Origin of the sequence: Pseudomonas peli (assembly GCF_050563605.1) — a bacterium.
Lineage (GTDB): Bacteria > Pseudomonadota > Gammaproteobacteria > Pseudomonadales > Pseudomonadaceae > Aquipseudomonas > Aquipseudomonas peli_A.
On record NZ_JBNXUH010000003.1, the window covers coordinates 261,273 to 281,406 of the forward strand.

General features: G+C 62.4%; 20 protein-coding genes. 7 read left to right on the forward strand and 13 right to left on the reverse strand.

Translation table 11 applies throughout. The annotated features are described in order from the left end of the window. Window positions 1-29: 29 nt before the first annotated feature. From ACQ4LH_RS05790 to ACQ4LH_RS05810, 5 genes are all read left to right on the forward strand, one after another. Window positions 30-353 (forward strand): DUF3392 domain-containing protein, encoded by a 324-nt coding sequence (locus ACQ4LH_RS05790; protein ID WP_090380340.1) that lies wholly within the window; start codon window positions 30-32, stop codon window positions 351-353. 296 nt (window positions 354-649) lie between these two features. Next, the gene (gspD, locus tag ACQ4LH_RS05795; RefSeq protein WP_430696338.1) at window positions 650-2,902 is read left to right on the forward strand and encodes a type II secretion system secretin GspD; all 2,253 of its coding nucleotides are present in this window, start codon (window positions 650-652) and stop codon (window positions 2,900-2,902) included. Window positions 2,903-3,125: 223 nt separating this feature from the next. Further along, entirely contained in the window at window positions 3,126-3,803 is a 678-nt protein-coding gene (locus ACQ4LH_RS05800) for a hypothetical protein (protein ID WP_430696339.1), read from the forward strand. A 36-nt stretch (window positions 3,804-3,839) separates the two neighbouring features. Next, window positions 3,840-5,636, forward strand: coding sequence for a zinc-dependent metalloprotease family protein (locus ACQ4LH_RS05805; protein WP_430696340.1), 1,797 nt, complete (start codon window positions 3,840-3,842; stop codon window positions 5,634-5,636). 66 nt (window positions 5,637-5,702) lie between these two features. After that, window positions 5,703-6,233: a type II secretion system protein N gene (locus ACQ4LH_RS05810; protein ID WP_430696341.1), complete on the forward strand. Its 531-nt coding sequence runs from the start codon at window positions 5,703-5,705 to the stop codon at window positions 6,231-6,233. Here ACQ4LH_RS05810 and ACQ4LH_RS05815 read toward each other — a convergent pair. The 6 genes from ACQ4LH_RS05815 to ACQ4LH_RS05840 all read right to left on the reverse strand — a co-directional run bounded on the left by ACQ4LH_RS05815 (window position 6,230) and on the right by ACQ4LH_RS05840 (window position 10,559). Next, entirely contained in the window at window positions 6,230-6,631 is a 402-nt protein-coding gene (locus ACQ4LH_RS05815) for a hypothetical protein (RefSeq protein ID WP_430696342.1), read from the reverse strand. The two genes, ACQ4LH_RS05810 and ACQ4LH_RS05815, sit on opposite strands and share 4 nt — an antisense overlap. Before the next feature lie 140 nt (window positions 6,632-6,771). Then, the gene (locus ACQ4LH_RS05820) at window positions 6,772-8,115 is read right to left on the reverse strand and encodes a DUF1329 domain-containing protein (protein ID WP_430696343.1); all 1,344 of its coding nucleotides are present in this window, start codon (window positions 8,113-8,115) and stop codon (window positions 6,772-6,774) included. 181 nt (window positions 8,116-8,296) lie between these two features. Beyond that, window positions 8,297-9,016 carry a tRNA (guanosine(46)-N7)-methyltransferase TrmB gene (gene trmB / locus ACQ4LH_RS05825; protein WP_430696344.1) on the reverse strand — a complete coding sequence of 240 codons (720 nt, stop codon included), beginning with the start codon at window positions 9,014-9,016 and terminating at the stop codon, window positions 8,297-8,299. Window positions 9,017-9,026: 10 nt separating this feature from the next. Continuing rightward, window positions 9,027-9,821, reverse strand: a complete 795-nt coding sequence (locus ACQ4LH_RS05830; RefSeq protein ID WP_430696345.1) for a thiazole synthase — start codon at window positions 9,819-9,821, stop codon at window positions 9,027-9,029. A gap of 48 nt (window positions 9,822-9,869) precedes the next feature. After that, on the reverse strand, window positions 9,870-10,070 hold the full coding sequence (gene thiS, locus ACQ4LH_RS05835; RefSeq protein WP_275960366.1) for a sulfur carrier protein ThiS: 201 nt from the start codon (window positions 10,068-10,070) through the stop codon (window positions 9,870-9,872). A 102-nt stretch (window positions 10,071-10,172) separates the two neighbouring features. Beyond that, window positions 10,173-10,559: a DUF423 domain-containing protein gene (locus tag ACQ4LH_RS05840; RefSeq protein WP_430696346.1), complete on the reverse strand. Its 387-nt coding sequence runs from the start codon at window positions 10,557-10,559 to the stop codon at window positions 10,173-10,175. Between the two features lie 67 nt (window positions 10,560-10,626). Here ACQ4LH_RS05840 and mtgA point away from each other — a divergent pair, with 67 nt between their 5' ends. After that, window positions 10,627-11,364 carry a monofunctional biosynthetic peptidoglycan transglycosylase gene (gene mtgA / locus ACQ4LH_RS05845; RefSeq protein WP_430696347.1) on the forward strand — a complete coding sequence of 246 codons (738 nt, stop codon included), beginning with the start codon at window positions 10,627-10,629 and terminating at the stop codon, window positions 11,362-11,364. Between the two features lies 1 nt (window position 11,365). On the opposite strand, the gene ACQ4LH_RS05850 is transcribed toward mtgA, so the two are convergent. The 7 genes from ACQ4LH_RS05850 to ACQ4LH_RS05880 all read right to left on the reverse strand — a co-directional run bounded on the left by ACQ4LH_RS05850 (window position 11,366) and on the right by ACQ4LH_RS05880 (window position 18,988). Beyond that, window positions 11,366-11,977 (reverse strand): hypothetical protein, encoded by a 612-nt coding sequence (locus ACQ4LH_RS05850; protein ID WP_430696348.1) that lies wholly within the window; start codon window positions 11,975-11,977, stop codon window positions 11,366-11,368. A gap of 136 nt (window positions 11,978-12,113) precedes the next feature. Beyond that, on the reverse strand, window positions 12,114-12,968 hold the full coding sequence (rpoH, locus tag ACQ4LH_RS05855) for an RNA polymerase sigma factor RpoH (protein WP_397492284.1): 855 nt from the start codon (window positions 12,966-12,968) through the stop codon (window positions 12,114-12,116). Between the two features lie 112 nt (window positions 12,969-13,080). Further along, window positions 13,081-14,100 (reverse strand): permease-like cell division protein FtsX, encoded by a 1,020-nt coding sequence (gene ftsX, locus ACQ4LH_RS05860; protein ID WP_430696349.1) that lies wholly within the window; start codon window positions 14,098-14,100, stop codon window positions 13,081-13,083. Continuing rightward, window positions 14,097-14,765: a cell division ATP-binding protein FtsE gene (ftsE, locus tag ACQ4LH_RS05865; protein ID WP_339523477.1), complete on the reverse strand. Its 669-nt coding sequence runs from the start codon at window positions 14,763-14,765 to the stop codon at window positions 14,097-14,099. The genes ftsX and ftsE overlap by 4 nt, the downstream gene beginning before the upstream one ends. 1 nt (window position 14,766) lies before the next feature. Next, window positions 14,767-16,194 carry a signal recognition particle-docking protein FtsY gene (ftsY, locus tag ACQ4LH_RS05870; RefSeq protein WP_430696350.1) on the reverse strand — a complete coding sequence of 476 codons (1,428 nt, stop codon included), beginning with the start codon at window positions 16,192-16,194 and terminating at the stop codon, window positions 14,767-14,769. Between the two features lie 208 nt (window positions 16,195-16,402). Next, window positions 16,403-17,146 carry a TorF family putative porin gene (locus ACQ4LH_RS05875; protein WP_430696351.1) on the reverse strand — a complete coding sequence of 248 codons (744 nt, stop codon included), beginning with the start codon at window positions 17,144-17,146 and terminating at the stop codon, window positions 16,403-16,405. Window positions 17,147-17,245: 99 nt separating this feature from the next. Continuing rightward, on the reverse strand, window positions 17,246-18,988 hold the full coding sequence (locus ACQ4LH_RS05880) for an amidohydrolase (protein ID WP_430696352.1): 1,743 nt from the start codon (window positions 18,986-18,988) through the stop codon (window positions 17,246-17,248). A gap of 108 nt (window positions 18,989-19,096) precedes the next feature. On the opposite strand from ACQ4LH_RS05880, the gene ACQ4LH_RS05885 reads away from it, so the two are divergent. Next, window positions 19,097-20,032 (forward strand): LysR substrate-binding domain-containing protein, encoded by a 936-nt coding sequence (locus ACQ4LH_RS05885; RefSeq protein WP_430696353.1) that lies wholly within the window; start codon window positions 19,097-19,099, stop codon window positions 20,030-20,032. The last annotated feature ends 102 nt before the right edge of the window (window positions 20,033-20,134 follow it).

Here is a 20,134-nt window from a genome sequence, read left to right on the forward strand (position 1 = left end):
GCATGCGCCCACACGGCTAAGGAAACCTGATGGACCTGCTACTCGACCTGATCGTCACCCTGTCGCGCTGGAGCCGCAGCCACCTCTACGATATTTCCCTGGCGATCATGGCCACTCTGCTGGTGTTGTTCGGCCCCGGCATCAACGCCTGGGTGCAGCGCAATACCAGCAGCATGAACTTTATCTTCCGCACGCTGATCTTCGTGTTGCTCTGCGCGGTGGGCTACGGCCTGCTGATCGTCTTCGCCACGCCTTACCTGGCCAAGGGCCTGGGCTTCTTCAACAACTTCACCCTGGCTCCAGTGCTGATCCTGGTGTTCTTTATCATCGGCATCCTTGCCGACCGCAGCTAGGCTGCTGGCGAACTGATCGGGAGCCTGACCATGGGCTCCCGCTTGCAGGCGCAACCGCCAACTGACGCCCATCACGCCCTGGCAACAAATTGCCGACCGACTGTGACGATCATCGCAGATCGCCATCACGCCTCAACAAGCGCCGATTTTTTTCATTAGCCTTGCGCCCCCAACACTGCTCGCAGTGCTGGTTGCAGCCGTTTTATCCCATCCAAACAGCGCCTCCAGCCTTTCCTTGCCCGACCTTGCGTCGGCTGCGGCAGTGCATTACGGCCACACATACTGATGCCCTAGCCATGATCACGCCTGCCCTGCGCCCACTTCTCCGCCTGCTACTGCTGCACACCGCGCTGCTGCTCGGTATCGCCAACCAGGCCAATGCGTCGACCGAAGCGCCTGCACAGAACGAGGACAGCTGGACCATCAATATGCAGAGCGCGGAAATTCGCGACTTTATCGAGCAGATATCCAGCATCAGCGGGCAGACCTTTATCATCGACCCGCGGGTAAAAGGTCAGGTCACGGTGATTGCCCAGCAGCCGATGAATATCGCCGAGGTCTACAAGCTGTTTCTCTCGGTGATGAGCACCCATGGTTTCGCCGTAATGCCGCAGGGCAATCAGCTGAGCATCATCCCCAGCAGCGAGGCCAAGACCACCGCCGGCAGCCGTGGCAACCTGGAAACCCGCGTGCTGCAAGTGCAGCATGGCGCCGCCAACGACCTGCTGCCTCTGATCCGCCCGCTGGTGGCCAACCATGGTCATCTGGCCGCCGTGCCTTCCTCCAACAGCCTGATCATCAGCGACACCCCGGCCAATATCGCCCGCATCGACGAAATCATCCGCCAACTGGACAGCCAGAATCAGGACGATTTCAGCGTCTATGACCTGCGCCATGCCTGGGTCCATGAACTGGCGGCAGTGATCAACGGCTCATTGAAAAACGCCCAGACCAGCGGCGCCCAGGTAATCGCCGATACCCGCGCCAACCGCCTGCTGCTGCTCGGTCCCAGCGAAGCCCGCGCACGCCTGCTGAAATTGGCGCAGAGCCTCGACACGCCCAGCTCGCGCTCGGCCAATACCCGCGTTATCCGTCTGCGGCATGGCGATGCCAAGGAGATGGCGAAGACCCTTGGCGACTTCGGCGACAACCTGAGCCAAAGCCAGGGCAATGAAAACGCCACGCCGCTGAAGCTGATGATCCGCGCCGACGAGAGCCTCAACGCCATCGTCATCATGGCTGAAGCCGATATCGTCAATATGTTCGAGGACCTGGTGCGCCAGCTGGATATACCCCGCGCCCAGGTGCTGGTGGAGGCGGCCATCGTCGAGATGTCCGGCGATATCAATGACGCCCTTGGCGTGCAGTGGGCCATCGATGGCCGCAACGGTAGCGGCGGCCTGGGTGGCGTCAACTTCAGCAACACCGGCCTGTCAGTCGGCACCCTGCTCGGCGCCATCGCCAGCGAAAACCCCGGCGAACTCGCTGCGGCGCTGCCCAATGGGGCGATTATCGGGGTCGGCAACGACAACTTCGGCGCGCTGATCACCGCGCTGTCGTCGAACGGTAAAAGCAACCTGCTCTCTACCCCAACCCTGCTGACCCTGGACAACCAGGCCGCCGAGATTCTGGTCGGGCAGAACGTACCGTTCCAGACCGGCTCCTACACCACCGACGCCGCCGGCTCGGGCAATCCCTTCACCACCATTGAGCGCAAGGATATCGGCGTCACCCTCAAGGTCACCCCGCATATCAATGAAGGCGCCACCCTGCGCCTGGTGATCGAGCAGGAAATCTCCTCCATCGCCCCGAGCACTGGGCTGAATGCCCAAGCGGTGGACCTGGTGACCAACAAGCGCTCGATCAAGAGCACCGTGCTGGCCGATGACGGCCAGGTGATCGTACTCGGCGGCCTGATTCAGGACGACATCACCAGCAGCGAGAGCAAGGTGCCGCTGCTCGGTGATATTCCCGGAGTCGGCCGGCTGTTCCGCTCAACCCGCGAAGCCCGACAGAAACGCAATCTGATGGTGTTCCTGCGCCCGACCGTGGCGCGCGACGGCGTCGGCCTGGCCAACCTGAGCCTGGGCAAATACCGTGACCTGCGCCTGCTCGGCCAGGCCAACGGTTACGACCATCTGCCGCAGCAGGCCCATGCCTTGTTCGACCAGGGCATTGAGGCGCCTGCGACCGACCTGCGCCAGCCGGCCAAAGCCATCCCGGCAAAACCGAGCAAGACCCTGATCGAAACACCAAAACCTGTCGACCCCGCCACCCTGGGCGATGGCCGTGGCGGCGAAAGCAAACCCAAGGTTGTAGCGCGCCGCCACACCATCCAGTTGGTTGAAGGCAGCAGCCGCGAATTTATGCAGGCCCTGCTTGAGCGCCATCCCAAACAGCCGCTGCGCCTGGCCGAGCGCGAGCGGGACGGAGAAACCCGCTACGTCGTGCTCTATGGCAGCTACCCGAACCGCGAGACAGCGCTCAAAGCCCTGGCAGCCCTGCCCGAACAGCTGCCCAAACGCGGCGCCAGCGCCCAGCCCGAGTAAGTAAAGAGGCGTTGCAGCACCACGCAGCAACGCCAAAGCCGAGCGGCGTGGAACTGTGCCCCATTCCGAGCGAGACGTGGCACACCCTGGATATGAGACCAACGTTCAAATTAAACAAGCTGGCCCTGCCCATACCCTCTGCCTGTGAACTGCATAGCGAATAACCGCCAAGGCTCTACCTAGACTGCGCGACTTCAACTTTCCAGACTAATGGAGCAGTCGCATGTCAAAACGCTGGATTACAGCCGCAGTCGCCACCGCCATTGTCGGCGGCGTCTTGGGGGTCGTGCTCTCGGCTGACCTTGAGCCAAAGCCAAGCCAAGCGGCATCGAATAACAATCCCGACAGCAAATCGCCCGCGCCCAGCGCAAGCACGGCCGCGCCCGTCAGCCCAGCAGCCAGCCAAGGCGCAAGCGGCGTCTCCACCTTGCAGGCCAAACCGCCCGCGGCCACCAGCAGCGCCGCGCAGGCCACGCTCTGGGATGCAGACTCCCTGCAGGAAACCGAGAGCAACGGCATCACCCAGCACCTGACCCAGGTCGACCCACAGCAACTCAGCAACCTTGCGGTTGGTCAGGTGGTATCCCTGGCACTGCCGGGGCGTAGCAGCCCAACCCGCGCCACCCTCGGCGAAACCCGCAACACCGCCGGCAGCGCCGTATGGCAAGGCAGCCTGATCGATGGCGATGAGGTGGAAAGCATGACCCTGGTGAAGGGCACGCTGGAGACCCATATCACCGTCTCCACTCTCGACGGCAGCCTGTCGATCATCATCGATAACGCCACCGGCAAGACGGTGATCACCGATGAAAACCAGCTGGTACTGCGGGCCGATCCCAACGACCACCTGCACTACGACCATAAAGAACTGGCCCCGCTGCCACCGCCCGCTCAGGGCTGATCGCCTCTTTACCCACATCGCACAAGGAACGCTGATATGAAGAAAGTGCAATGGCTCTCTGCCCTCGCACTGGCCCTGACCGCCCATAGCGCCCAGGCCAACCCGCAAACCGTCGACATCATGGTGCTCTACACCAAAGACGCGCAGAGCCTGCCCAACGGCCGCGATATCGACGCACGCATCGCCAGCTATATCGAATACACCAACACGGCCTACGCCAAAAGCGGCGTGAATATCCGCCTGCGCCTGGTGCACAAGCAACTGCTCGACTGGGCCAATTACTACGACGTGTCCAGCGCCAACCTCAACAAGTTCACCGATGACGCCCAGGTAAAGCGCCTGCGTGAGCAATACGGCGCCGACGTGGTACAGCTGATCAACCGCACCACCCAGGGCCAGGGTTATGGCGTCTGCGGTATCGCCTGGATGGGCACCGGGGCGAAGAACAGCGACCGCTTCAACAGCGGTGCCAAGGAAATGGCCTATGGCCTGACTGGCGTCGACTGCAGCCTCAGCACCTTCGCCCATGAAGCCGGCCACAATATGGGCCTGCGCCACTCCTACGAGCAGGACCAGCAGGAAGGCTACTACAACGCCAACGGCCACAACGGCACTCACGAATGGAGCCGTGGCTACGGCGTCCAGGGTCAGTTCAGCACCATCATGGCCTACCCGCAGGTCTTCAATGCTCGCCGTCAGGCGCCGGTATTTTCCAACCCACGGCTGAATGACGCCGACTGCGCCAATCAGCCCTGTGGCATGCCGGATCGCTCCGATGCGGTGCGCGCACTCAACGCCATGGCCGGGCAGATCGCCACCTTCCGCGCCACCCAGGTGCCGGTCACCACTAATCCCGGCACCGGCAACCCGACCACGCCGCCGGCCGAACTGCCCTGGTGCAGCAAACCCGCACTCAAGGGTTTGGTCAGCAACGGCGAATTCAACAGCAACGAAGGCTGGCGTGCACTGTTCGGTCAGGCGCAGCTGAGCCTGGTCAATGTGGCCCTGAACTGCCGCGACAATGCGTTGCAGATGGATGCACAGGCCTTCGACGTACTGGCCACACCGGTCACCGGCCTGACTGCCGGCGCGAAATATCGCCTGAAAGCCAAAGCCATGCTCAAGGCCCGCGACAGCCGTGAGAACGTACGCGTGGCGATCCTGCAGGAAAGCATCGATGGCCGCTTTACCTACAGCGCCGAACAGACGGTCAGCCTGTCCGTGACCGGCAACGAGTTCAGCCGCCTGGAAAAATCCTTCACCTACACAACGCCAAGCAACGTGCGCAATCTGTATGTGGCGATCTGGAGCGACAGCGGCAGCAGCCTGCTGGTCGATGAGATCGAACTGCAGGAAGTCCAGGCCGCCGCGCCTCCTGTACCACCTGCACCGACCCAGTTCGGCTGGAACTTCGAGAACGGCATTGGTGGCTGGTCTGGCTTCCACGGCAGCGCCCGCGCCAGCACCTTCGCCAGCGGTAGCCGCCAGGCCCTGGAAGCCTATCAACGTCAGTACGAAGGCGCCGGTGCGAGCGTCAGTCTGATCGGTAATGTCCAGGCAGGTAATCGCTATCGCGTTTCGGCCGACCTGAGCATTGGCCGTAGCAGTGCGGTCAGCGCCATCGCCTACGCCTATCTGTATGTCGAAGATGGCAATGGCCGTGGCCAGTACCTGCCGCTTGGCCAGCGCGCCACCCGTGGTGGCAACTGGAGCAAGTTGCAACATGAAGTACAGCTACCAGCCGGCACTCTGCGCCGCGTCGATCTGCTGATCCTTGGCACGCAACGCGGTGAGTCGTTGTTTATCGATAACGTCAGCATCAGCAAGCTGTAAAACTTCGGCACCACCAAAACCCATGGCTGCGTCAGCAGCCATGGGTTTTTTCATTGAGGAATAGCGATGTTGCAACCCAGCAAACCAGCCCTGCCAGTTGTCTCGGAGCACCTGATCACAGGCCTGTGCCTGCTGCTTCTGCTGGCTGGCAGTATCAGCCTGGCCTCTCAGGGCGCGGCGTTTTGGCGATTGCTGCAGAGCCCGGTCAATCTGCCCCCCGTGCAACAAGCTCCGATACAGCCAGTGATAGACCAGCAGCAGCTGGCCGCGCTGTTCGGCGCACCTCTAATCGACAGTAGCGGCCCGGCTCCGGCCACGTCTCTGCAACTGACCTTGATGGCCGCCTTCAATCACCCACAAAGCAGCCGCTCCAGCGCAATCATTGGCCAGGCCGGTCAGCCTCCTGAGCGCTTTATGGTGGGCGCAACCATCGCTCCCGGCGTCACCCTCGACAGCGTGCAGCGCCAGCACGTCACCTTGCGCCGTCATGGCCGCCGCGAGAGCCTGCACTTTCCGGACAAGTCCACTCAGCCGCTTACAACTGCAGCCACACCCGGCGCGACAGAACTGCTCAGCCAGGCCGCCAGCCACGACTAAAGACCTGTAGCAGATATCTGGATCGGTACGATCTCGATGCGGTCCTGCTTGGAGACCAGCTGAAACGCCCGCAGCTTGGTATCGCCATAGCCTTGCGCATTGGTAAAGCGGTCATGCACCAGCACGATCAGATCCGGATAGGGAAACACCCCAGGGTTGAAATGCCCTACCGCCAGCAGCTCACTGGTTTCCCGCTGCACCAGCGGCGGCGCCAGGCGCACCAGCTGACCGCGATGATAGACCCGGTAATAGCTGCTCTTGCCCAAGGCAAAGCTGCTTTCATTGAACTGGCGGATCGACCAACTGCCGGCCACCTCCTGAATGCTGCGCTCGCCCTGAGTACTGCAGCCGCTCAACAACAGCGCAACCAACAACAGAAACTGACTCCGCTTGCCCATACACCCTCCCTGGCATGCCTGGATAACCGTTAGAAATCGACGCAGCGCAGGCAGGCTCAGCCATACGCGCTCGCATCACTGTAGTTGCCCGCCCATAAAAAACCGCCTGCGAAGAGGCGGTTTTTCAGTTCAGCCGAGGCTCAGTTACCTTCGCGGCGTAGCGCCTGCGGGGTGAAGTCACGTGGGCCCAACTTGGCGTTGAAGTTGTACATCGGCTCGTTGTTATCCAGGCCATCGACGAAGTAGCGCTTGCCCTTGAAGTCGTAGATGGTTTCCAGAGTGCTGCCAAACATCGGTACATCGTAGTAGCTGATCGGGTGGCTTTCCTGCACACCGCTCAGCTCGCCGCTCTTGTCGTAGAGGTCGGCGGCGAGGATCTGCCAGCTGTCTTCGTCGATATAGAAACGACGTTTGGCATACGGGTGGCTAAAGCCCTTGCGCAAATCGGCCTCGACTATCCAGACGCGGTGCAGCTCATAGCGCAGCAACTCGGGGTTAACCGTGGAGCTCTTGAGGATGTTGTCGTAGGGAATGCCCTTCTGGTGCACGGCGTAGCTGTTGTACGGCACCAGCATTTCTTGTTTGCCGACCAACTTCCACTCATAGCGATCCGGTGCACCGTTGTAGGAGTCGACCTGATCGGCAGTGGCCATGCCGTTGCTATCTGGTTGCAGGGTGTCATAGGCCAGCATCGGCAAACGGCGCACGCGGCGCTCGCCACGGTTGAAGCGCCAGGCCTTGCGAATCGCCAGTACCTGGTCGAGGGTTTCCTGCACCACCAGCGCCGAACCGGCGAGCTTGGCCGGCGCGACTACCTTGTACTTGTAGTAGAACAGGGTGTTATCCAGGTCCTGCGGGCTGACGCCTTCACGACCGTAGAGGAAGTAGATGTCGCGTTCCAGCTTGAGCAGGTTATAGGCGCCGTTGGACAGCACCGCAGCCTGGTTGGTGGCGAAGGTAATCTGGTCGCCACGGTAACGCATGATGTGGTTCCAGATGACTTCCTGACCAGTTTTCGGCAGCGGGAATGGGATACCGGCTGCGGCGCCATCGACCCCATTACCACCGGAAATCAGCTCGGCGGCCTGCGCATTGAAGCGCGTGGCGTCATAGATGCGCTGCGGCGCGGCCGCGCTGCGACGGGTAGGAAACACTCGCAGGAAGTAATCCGGGTTCTTCTCCAGCAGCGTCTTCAGGCCCGCCGGTAGCTGCGCCTGGTACTGCGCCATGTTCTGGCTATTGACTTGATACAGCGGCGCATCGGCGCTGTAAGGATCGGGGTGGTGCATACCCGGCTGGTAGTTGGCCGGCGGTTGCGCCAGGCCACCGTCCCATGCCGGGATGGTGCCGGCGGCATTGGCCGCGCGCTCACCGCCCAGCGGGGTCAGGTCCTGGCCCAGGCGAGCAGCCTGGGTACTGTCGACTTTGGCCTGTGCCTGTAACGCGCACGTAGCCAGCAGCAGAATTGAAAGCGTTCTCAACACAGCGATCTCCTCGCAGCCTGGCCTGAGGCAGGGCTGCTGTTTTTATGACCTGGGCTGGTGCCCGGGTTTATGTGCCGTCTTGGTGAGGAGCCATCCTGGCGGTCGTCGGATTATTCCGATCTTGTGCAATCGTCCTGGTGCTTATGGTCTTGCTGCTCCGATACCTCAGCGCGTGGATCAATCAGTCAATGCGCTGGAACTTCAAATCCCATACGCCATGCCCCAGACGCTCGCCGCGACGTTCGAACTTGGTAGTCGGGCGCTCCGTCGGGCGCGGTACATACTGGCCATCCTCAGCCAGGTTCTGGTAGCCAGGAGCCGGGTTCATGACTTCGAGCATGTACTCGGCGTAGGGCTGCCAATCGGTGGCCATGTGCAGCACGCCGCCAACCTTAAGCTTCTGCCGGACCAGTTCGGCGAAGGACGCCTGAACGATGCGGCGCTTGTGATGACGCGACTTATGCCACGGGTCAGGGAAGAATAGCAGCACCCGGTCCAGGCTGGCGTCGGCCACACAATTGCGCAGCACCTCCAGCGCATCGCAGCTATAGACGCGCATATTGCTGAGGTTCTGGGTCATCAGGCCGTTGAGCAGCGCGCCAACACCCGGGCGATGCACTTCTACCCCGATAAAGTCCTGCTCGGGCGATGCGGCGGCCATTTCCAGGGTCGAATGGCCCATGCCGAAGCCGATTTCGAAGGTACGCGGCGCGCTGCGGCCGAACACCTGATCGAAATCACGCAAGCCGTCTTCCAGCTGCAGGCCGAACTTCGGCCAGCCCTGATCGAGGCCGCGTTGCTGGCCTTCGGTCATGCGCCCGGCACGCATCACAAAACTCTTGATCGCGCGGTGCTTGGAGGTGTCTTCAGCCGGCTCAGGCTGTTGCTGCAATTCAGTCATGCTGTGCTCGTTACTTGATCAGGCCATCCAGCGGCGAAGAAGCGCTGGCATAGAGTTTTTTCGGCATACGCCCAGCCAGGTAGGCCATGCGCCCGGCGATGATCGCGTGCTTCATCGCCTCGCCCATCAGAATCGGGTTCTGCGCGTGGGCAATCGCGCTGTTCATCAGCACCGCCTCGCAGCCCAGCTCCATGGCAATGGTGGCATCGGACGCGGTGCCGACACCGGCATCGACCAATACGGGAACGGTAGCTTCTTCGAGGATGATGCGCAGGTTGTACGGGTTGCAGATGCCCAACCCGGTGCCGATCAAGCCGGCCAGCGGCATCACCGCGATGCAGCCCATAGCCGCTAGTTCGCGGGCGATGATCGGGTCATCGCTGGTGTACACCATCACGTCGAAGCCGTCCTTGACCAGCACTTCGGCGGCCTTGAGGGTTTCGATCACATTGGGGAACAGGGTCTTCTGGTCGGCCAGCACTTCCAGCTTGACCAGCTTGTGGCCGTCGAGCAGCTCGCGGGCCAGGCGGCAGGTACGTACGGCTTCGATGGCGTCGTAACAGCCGGCGGTATTCGGCAGGATGGTGTACTTGTCCGGCGAGATCACATCCAGCAGGTTCGGCTCGCCCGGGTTCTGCCCGATATTGGTACGGCGCACCGCCACGGTAACGATCTCGGCACCCGAGGCCTCAATGGCCAGGCGGGTTTCCTCAAGATCCTTGTACTTGCCGGTACCGACCAGCAGACGCGACTGGTAAGTACGGCCGGCCAGGGTAAAAGGCTTGTCGCTGGGAACGTGGCTCATGGGTAATCCTCGTAAAGTGGGCGAGCAGTCAGCGGGCTAACACTGGTTTCAACCGCCACCAATCGCATGTACCACTTCAACCTGGTCACCTTCGCGCAAGGCGGTGGTGGCGTGCTGGCTGCGCGGCACGATATCCAGATTGAGCTCAACCGCCACGCGGCGTCCGGCCAGATCCAGACGGTCGATCAACCCGGCGACGGTGGCGCCGTCGGGCAATTCGAATGCTTCACCGTTTAACTGAATATGCATGACGGGTCGGTCACAACTGGGAAAAGGGCCGGCATTCTAGCCTGATCATGGGCGTTGACCAAGGCTGAAGGCTGCCGCTCGTCCTGCTTTCTGACTTACGGGTCAGGCGATACCACGGCCGCCCAGCTTCCAGGCCGCCATGCCCAGGCACAACCAGCCCGCGAGAAACGCCAGGCCACCGAAAGGCGTGACCATGCCCAACGCACCGATGCCGCTCAAGGTCAGGGCATACAGGCTGCCGGAGAACAGCACGATGCCCAGGGCAAACAACGCGCCGGCGCAATTTACCAGGGGCACCGGCCGCAAGATGGCTAGCAGGCCGACACCGAACAGCGCCAGCGCGTGGATCAGCTGGTAGTGGGTGCCGGTCTGGAATACCGCGAGATAAGCCGGTGTCAGCTGACTCTTCAGGCCATGCGCGGCAAAGGCACCCAGGGCGACACCGGTAAAACCGGCGCAGGCGGACAGCAATAACCACAGACGAGCCATGCATCACTCCAGCTATAAAGACAGGGCTGGCTATAATGGTCGGCAAAATCATCCCGGCCAAGCACGCATGTTTCGATCTATCGCCCGTCGCCTGCTCAAACTCCTGCTCTGGCTGATCCTCGGCTCGGTATTGCTGGTGTTGTTGTTTCGCTGGGTGCCGCCACCCGGCACAGCGCTGATGGTCGAGCGTAAGATCGAATCCTGGCTCGACAACCGGCCCATCGACCTGCAGCGCAGCTGGCGCCCGTGGAGTGAACTGCCGGACGACCTGAAGATGGCGGTGATCGCCGGCGAGGATCAAAAGTTCGCTGAACACTGGGGCTTTGATGTCGCGGCCATCCAGGCAGCCCTGGAGCACAACCAGCAAGGCGGCTCGCTACGCGGCGCCAGCACTCTCAGCCAGCAGGTGGCGAAGAACCTGTTTCTCTGGTCAGGGCGCAGCTGGCTGCGCAAAGGCATGGAGGTGTGGTTTACCGGGCTGATCGAACTGCTCTGGCCCAAGCAGCGGATTCTTGAGGTGTACCTCAACAGCGTCGAGTGGGGCGATGGCGTGTTTGGCGCCGAAGCGGCGGCGCGGCATCACTTCAAGGTCGGCGCGCCCTACCTGTCACGCCAGCAGAGCAGTCTGCTGGCCGCCGTGCTACCCAACCCGCGCGAGTGGAGCGCCAGCCGTCCGAGCGCGCGCATCAGCCAGCGGGCCAACTGGATTCGCCAGCAGATGTGGCAACTGGGCGGCAGTCATTACCTCAACCGCCTGCAACCCAGCCACCCCGAATGGTGGCCGAGCTGGTTAAAGGGCGTTTAGCTCAGCGCTGTTTAAGCAGATGCCGCGGCACGGCATAGAGGAAGTACAGCTCTTCATCTTGCAGATGCGCGGTCATGCCCAGCTCGGGATAGACCCAGGCCTGCCCCTCGGCCAACTCCAGGGTCAGACGCGGCTGACCGATACTGACGGCGAGTCGCGTAACATCCAGCGGCGCCGGCGGCAACAGGGTCAGCGCAATAATCGGGCGATTGGCCAATGACACCAGCAACTGGCTGCCCAGCGGCTGCTCCTTATCCGTCGGCTTTAGACCGGCAGCGGCCAGCAGGCTTTCGCGCTCGGCTTTGTCCAGACCGACTTCCGCCTCCAGCGACCAATTGCCATCAGCATCCTGCAATTCACCGCGATACAGCAGGCGTGCGCCTTCCAGATTAGGCTGCAGCCATAGCTCGCCATCCAGAGCATCATGCAAGAGCACCAGGCTCAGGCGATCATCGGCCAGCGGCGTAAGCACCTTGGCTTGCCATTCTGCCAGCCAAGGCAAGGGTTGCGCGGCCGGCTGCGGGCGCATCAGCCACGCGCCCCAGGCAAAGAACAAGGCGGCGACCACAGCAAAGATCAGCCAGTGCTGCGGGCGTATGGGCGGTAATTTCATCGAGGTTTTCCTTGACCATAAAAAATCGCCGGGAGCGATTTTTAACGTCGCGCAGCGACGCTGCCCGAAGTGTGGCCCCCGTATGGCAGGCCATAAAAAAGCCGCACCTGGGTGCGGCTTCTGACAGTAGCGCGATTTACGCGGCGATCGAGCCCTTGAGCTTGTTCATCGCGTTCTTTTCCAGCTGACGAATACGCTCGGCCGATACGTTGTACTTGGCGGCCAGGTCATGCAGCGTGGCTTTTTCTTCGGCCAGCCAGCGCTGGTAGAGGATGTCACGGCTGCGCTCATCCAGACCTTCCAGCGCTTCATGCAGATTGGCGTTGGAGCTGTCGCTCCAGTCGGAATCTTCCAGCTGACGCGCCGGGTCGTAGCGGTGGTCTTCCAGATAATGCGCCGGCGACTGGAAGGCGCTTTCGTCGTCCGCTTCGGCAGCGGGATCGAAGGCCATGTCATGGCCGGTCAGGCGGCTTTCCATCTCACGCACTTCACGCGGCTCAACGCCCAGGCTTGCGGCGACGGCATGCACTTCGTCGTTATTCAGCCAGGCCAGACGCTTCTTCTGGCTACGCAGGTTGAAGAACAGCTTGCGCTGCGCCTTGGTGGTGGCGACTTTGACGATGCGCCAGTTTTTAAGGATGAACTCATGGATCTCGGCGCGAATCCAGTGCACGGCGAACGACACCAGGCGCACACCCATTTCCGGGTTGAAGCGCTTGACCGCCTTCATCAGGCCGACGTTGCCTTCCTGAATCAGGTCAGCCTGGGCCAGGCCATAACCGGAGTAGCTGCGGGCGATATGTACAACAAAACGCAGGTGAGCCAGCACCATTTGCCGGGCGGCTTCGAGGTCTTGTTTGTAGAAGAGACTTTCCGCCAGTTCACGCTCCTGCTCGGGGGTCAACAGCGGGATGCCGTTCACCGCATGCACGTATGCCTCCAGGTTGGCACCCGGAACCAGAGCATGAACAGGTTGCAAAGAAGTGGACATTTGAATCCTCCGACTTACGAATCGTGGAGCAGTCTAGCACTGCTCCTTGGGACTTTATACCGAGGTACAAGTTCCCTTACACATAGTCAATATCAAGCAAAACAATAACTTACTATCTCGGGGCCAGTTCGCTCAAGTGCCTTGCGACCGCCAGCCAGGCGCCAATATAGCCCAACAGCACTGCGCCGAGCAGCAGGGATAGACCATCGGCTATCGGCACGCCCGCCAGGGCGAAGTCGCTGCCGTACAAACCGGCCAGGCGCACCACGGCGTCATTCAGCCAGCCCAGGCCGTAGGCCAGCAGCAGCCAGGCCAGCAGGCCAGCCCCCAAGCCGTAAAGCGTGCCCATATAGAGGAAAGGCCGGCGCACGTAGCTGTCGGTGCCACCAACCAGCTTGATCACCTCGATCTCGGTGCGGCGGTTCTCGATGTGCAGACGAATGGTATTGCCGATCACCAGCAACAGCGCCATCACCAGCAACAGGGTCAGACCGAAGACAAAGCGCTCACCCAGCTTGAGCATGGCGCTCAGGCGTTCCACCCAGAGCAGATCAAGCTGCGCCTGTTGCACCCGCGGCAACTCGGCAAGACGCAGACGCAGTGCCTCCAGGGCGACCTTGTCGACTTGCTGCGGCGTCACCACGATCACCCCAGGCAGCGGGTTGTCAGGCAGTTCCTTAAGCGCTTCGCCAAGGCCGGACTGTTGCTGGAACTCGGCCAGAGCCTGCTCGCGGCTGATCCACTCGGCCTCTTCCACATCGTCCATTGCCGCAATCTGCTCGCGCAGCGCCTGGCCCTGGGCATCCGTGGCGTCGATCTGTAGAAACAGGGAAATCTGCGCCGCGCGCTGCCAGGACACACCCAGGCGCTCGACGTTATCCAGCAGCAGCGCCAGGCCCATGGGCAGGCTCAGGGCCACGGCCATCACCAGGCAGGTAAAGAAGCTGCCGATCGGCTGCTTGCCCAACCGGCGCAGGCTGTCGACCAGGCTGGCGCGGTGGTTTTCCAACCATGAATGCAGCTGGTGGGAAAAGCTCGGACCGTCGTCGTCCGGCGTCGGCGATTCGGACTTCTTCGGCGCGGCACCGACGCGCTGCGCGGGCTGCGGAGGCGGCATGCGGGTGGCGCTCATGCGGCCTCCCCGTCGCCGATCAGGCGGCCGCGCTGCAGGGTCAGCATGCGGTGGCGCATGCGCGCGATCAGCGCCAGGTCGTGGCTGGCGATCAGCACGGTGGTGCCCAGGCGGTTGATGTCTTCAAACACCCCCATGATCTCGGCCGCCAGGCGCGGATCGAGGTTACCGGTGGGCTCATCCGCCAGCAGCAGCGCCGGGCGATGCACAACGGCGCGGGCGATACCGACGCGCTGCTGCTGACCGGTAGACAGGTCGCCAGGGGATTGCTCGGCCTTGTCGGCCAGGGACACGCGCTCCAGCGCGGTGCGCACGCGAGTGCCGATTTCGTCCTTGGACAGGCCGAGAATCTGCAGCGGCAGCGCCACGTTGTCGAATACGCTACGGTCGAACAGCAGCTGATGGTTCTGGAACACCACGCCGATCTGCCGACGCAGAAACGGAATCTGCGCATTGGTGATGTGCGACAGGTCCTGCCCGGCCAGCAGCAGCTTGCCGCTGCTCGGTCGCTCCATCGCCAGCAACAGGCGCAGCAAGGTGCTCTTGCCGGCGCCGGAGTGCCCGGTGACGAAGAGGAACTCGCCACGGCGCACGTGGAAACTCAGTTCGTGCAGCCCGACGTGGCCGTTGGGGTAGCGTTTACCGACCTGCTCGAATTTGATCATCCTATTTCTCCGCGAACAGCGCCTGAACGAAGGCTTCAGCCTCGAAGGTGCGCAGGTCATCAATGCCCTCGCCCACCCCGATATAACGAATCGGCAAAGCAAACTGCTTGGCCAGGGCGAAGATCACCCCACCCTTGGCGGTGCCGTCCAGCTTGGTCAGCGCCAGGCCGGTGAGGTTTACCGTCTGATTGAATTGCTTGGCCTGATTGATCGCGTTCTGCCCGGTACCGGCGTCCAGCACCAGCAGCACTTCGTGCGGCGCGGTGTCATCCAGCTTGCCAATCACCCGGCGGACCTTCTTCAGTTCTTCCATCAGGTTGTCTTTGGTGTGCAGACGCCCGGCGGTGTCGGCGATCAGCACGTCCATGCCACGCGACTTGGCCGCCTGTACCGCATCGAAAATCACCGAGGCGGAGTCGGCGCCGGTGTGCTGGGCGATTACCGCAATCTGGTTGCGCTCACCCCACACCTGCAGCTGCTCGACGGCGGCGGCGCGGAAGGTGTCACCGGCGGCCAGCATGACCTTTTTGCCATCCTGCTGGAGTTTTTTCGCCAGTTTGCCGATGGTAGTGGTCTTGCCGGCGCCGTTAACGCCGACGACCAGAATCACATAGGGCTGCTTAGTGCTATCAACTCTCAGCGGCTGCTCGACCGGTTTGAGCAGCGCAACCAACTCATCCTGCAGTGCCTTGTACAGCGCGCCGCTGTCGGCCAGCTCCTTGCGCGCCACACGCTTGGTCAGGTTGCCGATGATCGCCGTGGTGGCCTCGACGCCAACGTCAGCGGTCAGCAGGCGCGTTTCCAGGTCTTCGAGCAGGTCATCGTCGATGGCCTTCTTGCCGAGAAACAGGCTGGCCATGCCCTCGCCGAGGCTGGCGCTGGTTTTCGACAGGCCTTGCTTGAGGCGCTCGAGAAAGCCCGCCCGGGTTTCTTCGGCGCTTTTGACCGGAGCGGCGACAGGTTGCACGACTGCAGGTTCCGCCACGGGCGGCACGACAACCGGCTCAACCAGCGCAGGCTGTTCAATATGGGCATGCAGCACTTCGCTGCCGGCATTGATACGGAAACGCGACGGCCGTGGCTGTGGATTGGCTTCGCTGGCTTCAGGCCGCGCGGGAGCGACAGTCAGCTCAACCGGGACAGGGACCACCGGCGCAGGCTGCGGCTCGACAACGACTTCTGCGGGAATGGCCGGCGACTCAACTGGCGCAGCGACTTCGCTTACCGGCGCAACGGGCGCAGATACGGGCTCGGCAACAGCCGGCACAACAGGCTGCTCGCTGACGGGTGTCGGTTGCGGCTCAGGGCTGGTCGGTGCTTGCGGCTTCTTGCGCAGCCAGCCGAACAGGTCTTTCTTCTCCGCAGGCTTCTCGGTGGAGGCCGGCGCAGAAGGCGCGGGAGTGTTCTTCTCGTCGTTGGGACCAAACATGGAGGACGGCTATCTCGAAAGGTGCGACACGCCGGTACAAGGCTCAGAAAGTATTACCCACGCAGCGCAACAGAGCTGAAGAGTGTGCGCAGTAATACCCGGATGCCCCAGCAGACACGGCCGCCAGTAAAACGGATGCGTATCCTAGCACCTCCGCGCCCGCTGGCGCTAAGACCAAGCGGGCCCGTCCGACAGCACGTGTTACTCCTTAGAAGGTCTTGCTGGCGCTGGCGACCAGGGTCGGGCCGCAAAGGTCGTCGTAGCCGTTGAAGTTCAAGCACTCGGCTTTCGACTGGTCGGTGTCGATGTAGCTCAGCCCCCAGGTCACGCCGATCAGGTCGCGAGTCAGGTCGACCTGCCAGTAGTCATAGCTCTGCCGCGACCTGCTGAAATCTTCATTCCAGAGCACATCGTCCTTGTAGTCGACGTTGCCGTAGCGAGCATCCAGGGCCACGTCCAACGGCAACAGGGTGCGATAGCCGATATATGAGTTGAGCTTGTCTTCGTCGGTATCGACCGAATACTTGCCGCCGACATAGGCGCCGTAGGCCTCGAGGGTGACGATGATGTCGCTGCTGTTGAACTGGCTTTCGCCTGGGTAGGTGTACTTGCTGTACATGGCGTCCAGGCTGATGTTGTCGTTGATCTGCCAGTAGTAGCCGGCGTAGTAGTCGACTTCCTGGCGGGTGCCGTAGTTATCGTCATTTTCCCAGTCGTAGCCAAAATTGACATGGCTGGTCCAGGCCCCGAGGTAAGCACCGCTGACGTGGCTGAGCATCACGTCGAGCTGCGCGGCCGGGTCGCCGAGGGTTTGCGAAACGCCGTCGGAGCGGTAGTCGCTGACCACTTTGGGGGTAATCAGCAGGGCGAACTGATCATTCAGCTCCACTGCCTGGCTGCAGAGGGGCAGCAGCGTCAGGCTGGCGAGGGTGAGGATGGGTAATACGCGCATTGGCTATTCCTTATTGTTATGGGTCTGTGGCGACTGCTGGACAAGGCTCCGCCCGATGCGGGGAGCAGTGCCGATAAGGCGGAGCGGGCGGAGTCGGGGTCAGGAGGCCGGGGCGTAAACCTGTTTGCCGGCGAAGAAGGTGCGCAGCACCTGGGTGTCGAACAGCTCTTCATCGCTGACCTTGAACACATCGCGGTCGAGGACGATCAGGTCGGCCTGCTTGCCGGGTGCCAGAGAGCCGATCTGGCTGTCCAGGCGCAGTGCCTTGGCGGCATTCAGGGTGTAGGCCTGGAACATGCTTTCGCGGTCGATGCTTTCCTTGGCATTCAGCACGCCCATCGGCCCTTTGCGGGTGCTGGCCTGGGCGATGGCATTCCACGGATTGGGGCTGGATACCGGCCAGTCGCTGGCCCCGGCGATAGTCGCGCCGGCCTGGTGCAGCGAGCGCGCCGGGTACTGATACTGGTAAGCGGCGGCGCTGACGTAGGGTTTGACCAGCTCTTCTGTGTAGGTCTCGGCGGTGGCCCAGAGCAGCTGCATCGAGGCGATCACGCCGAGCTGCTTGAAGCGCGCAAACTCCTTCGGGTTGACCAGCTGCAGGTGGCTGATGCTGTGCGGCACAACCGCCGGCTTGAGCGAGCGTGCGTACTCGAAGCCATTCAGCGCTTCGCGCACCGCGCGATCGCCGACCGCATGCACATGCATGATCCAGCCGCGCTGCTCAGCCGCCACCGCCAATTTGCCGAAGTTCTTCGGGTCGATCAGCAGCTCACCGCGTTTGAGGCTGTTCTTGAACGGGTCGATCACCGCAGCGGTCTGGCCGGGGAACTCCATCACACCGTCGGCGAAGATCTTGATCCCGGGGAACGTCAGATTCGGCACGCCCTCGAATTGCTGCATAACCTTGCCCAGCACTTCGAGGTCGGCCGGCGTGCTCTGCGGATGGGTGATCAGCAGCGCCGCAACGTGGGCGCTCAGCTCGCCGCTCTCGGCCAACTTGCGATACAGCGGCAGTACGCCGACATCCTTCTCGGTAGGGCGCATTTCGAACAGCGAGTCGCCGCTGCCGGCATTGGACGCCGCGTCCATCCAGGCGGTAACGCCGACCTGGTTATTGACCTTCACCGCCTCACGCGCCGCGTTAAGCATCACCGCCTCGGTGGGTGCGGGCAGTTGGCTGCGCACCCGATCCCAGCCGTTTTCCGCCAGGTAGCCAGTGGGGGTGAAGTCGGCGCTATGGCCGATATAGTTGCGCTCCTTCTCCGGCAGGCTTTTCACCAGCGCGGCATCGATCTTCACCCGCCTCAGCATGGCGTTGTTGGCCCAGCCGGTATGGCCGTCGATGCCATTCAGCACCACCGGTTGATCCGCCCAGCGGCCCTGGTTGAAGATCTTGCCCAGCCCGGCGCTCTGCTCCCAATAGCCCGAACTGGCACCGGAGATGACGATGATATCGCCCACCCGCGCCGCACCGGCCTGATCCTGGGCAATGATCCATTGCTCCAGCTCGGCCAGCGGTTTGACTTCGTCATACAGGTTGGAGCCCATGCTGTCGTAGGCGGCCACCACCGGGTGGCTGTGGGTGTCGATCATGCCCGGCATCAGCACCTTGCCGGCCAGGTCGATCAGCTGCGTATCGCCATCGGCCAGGGCCTTGATCTCAGCATTGCTGCCCACCTTGAGGATCTTGCCATCGGCCACCGCGACCGCTTGTGCCAAAGGTTGGCCCGGTTCGGCGGTGTACACCTTGCCGTTAAATAGCAGCAGGTCAGCGGCCGCCATGGCTTCCATCGAGGAAAAAGCCATGGCTGCGGCCAACAGGCTTGGAATAAATCGTTGCATTGCCTTAGCCTCTTGTTCTTATTGGTTTCGCCGCGAGACTAGCGCCTGGCAGAGTGACGCAGAACCACAGCGCCAAGCAAAACGCTTTTGCCCAACAGGAAAAACTCTATGGACAAGCTCAGCGCCCTGAGCATGTTTGTCGCCACCGCCGAGCACGGCAGCTTTAGCCGCGCCGCCGAGCAACTGGGCAAGACGCCTTCGGCCCTGACCAAGGCGGTCAGCCATCTGGAAGCCGAACTGGGCGCGCAGCTGTTCGAGCGCAGCACCCGCCGCACTGCGCTGACCGAAGCCGGGCGGCTCTATCTGGACACCGCGCGCCAGGTGCTACAACGCCTGCACGATGCCGGTGAGGAAATCGGCCAGCTCAAGCACGGCCTGCATGGCAACCTGCGCCTGACCGCGCCGCTGGGCTTTGGCCGGGCGTTTCTCGATGAGGCTTGTGGTGGCTTTCTCGCCGCCAACCCACAAATCCGCCTGCGTGTCGATCTGAGCGACGCCTTTGTCGATCTGGTCGAAGGCGGTTATGACCTGGCCCTGCGCGAGGGCCGCAGCGACCTGCCGGGGCTGATCGCCAAACCCCTGGGGCACAACCGTATCGTGCTATGCGCCAGCCCGGCCTACCTGGCCGCCCACCCGACGCCGGTGCGCCCCGAGCACTTCGCCCAGCACCAGTGGCTGCTCTACCGCCACCCATCGCTGGACCAGCACTTCTGGTGGCTGGCGCAAAACGGCGTGCGCCTGCGCGTCCCAGTGCCTAATGCCCGCCTGGAAAGCGACAACTACGACCTGCTGCTGGCCAATACCCTGAGCGGCGCCGGCCTGTACGGCTGTCCGACCTGGAGCGTGCAGCCGTATCTGGACAGCGGCCAACTGGTGCAGGTGATGAGCGAGTATGACTTCGACCCGGATGCCTTCGGCCCACTGATCCTCGCGGTATACCCCAGCCATCGGCGCGCCACGCGCAAGGTGCAGGCCTTTATCGATTACCTGGCGGCGTTTCTCGACGCTCGCGGGCTGGGCCTCAATTCCGCCGCCGAGACCTGAACAATAGCCACGGCACAGGCGGAACCGGCCCACACCGGCAAGGTCTCACGGTTCTGTTACGCGCCGCTTGCCGTTAGAATCCGCCCCTGCCTGAGCCGCCCG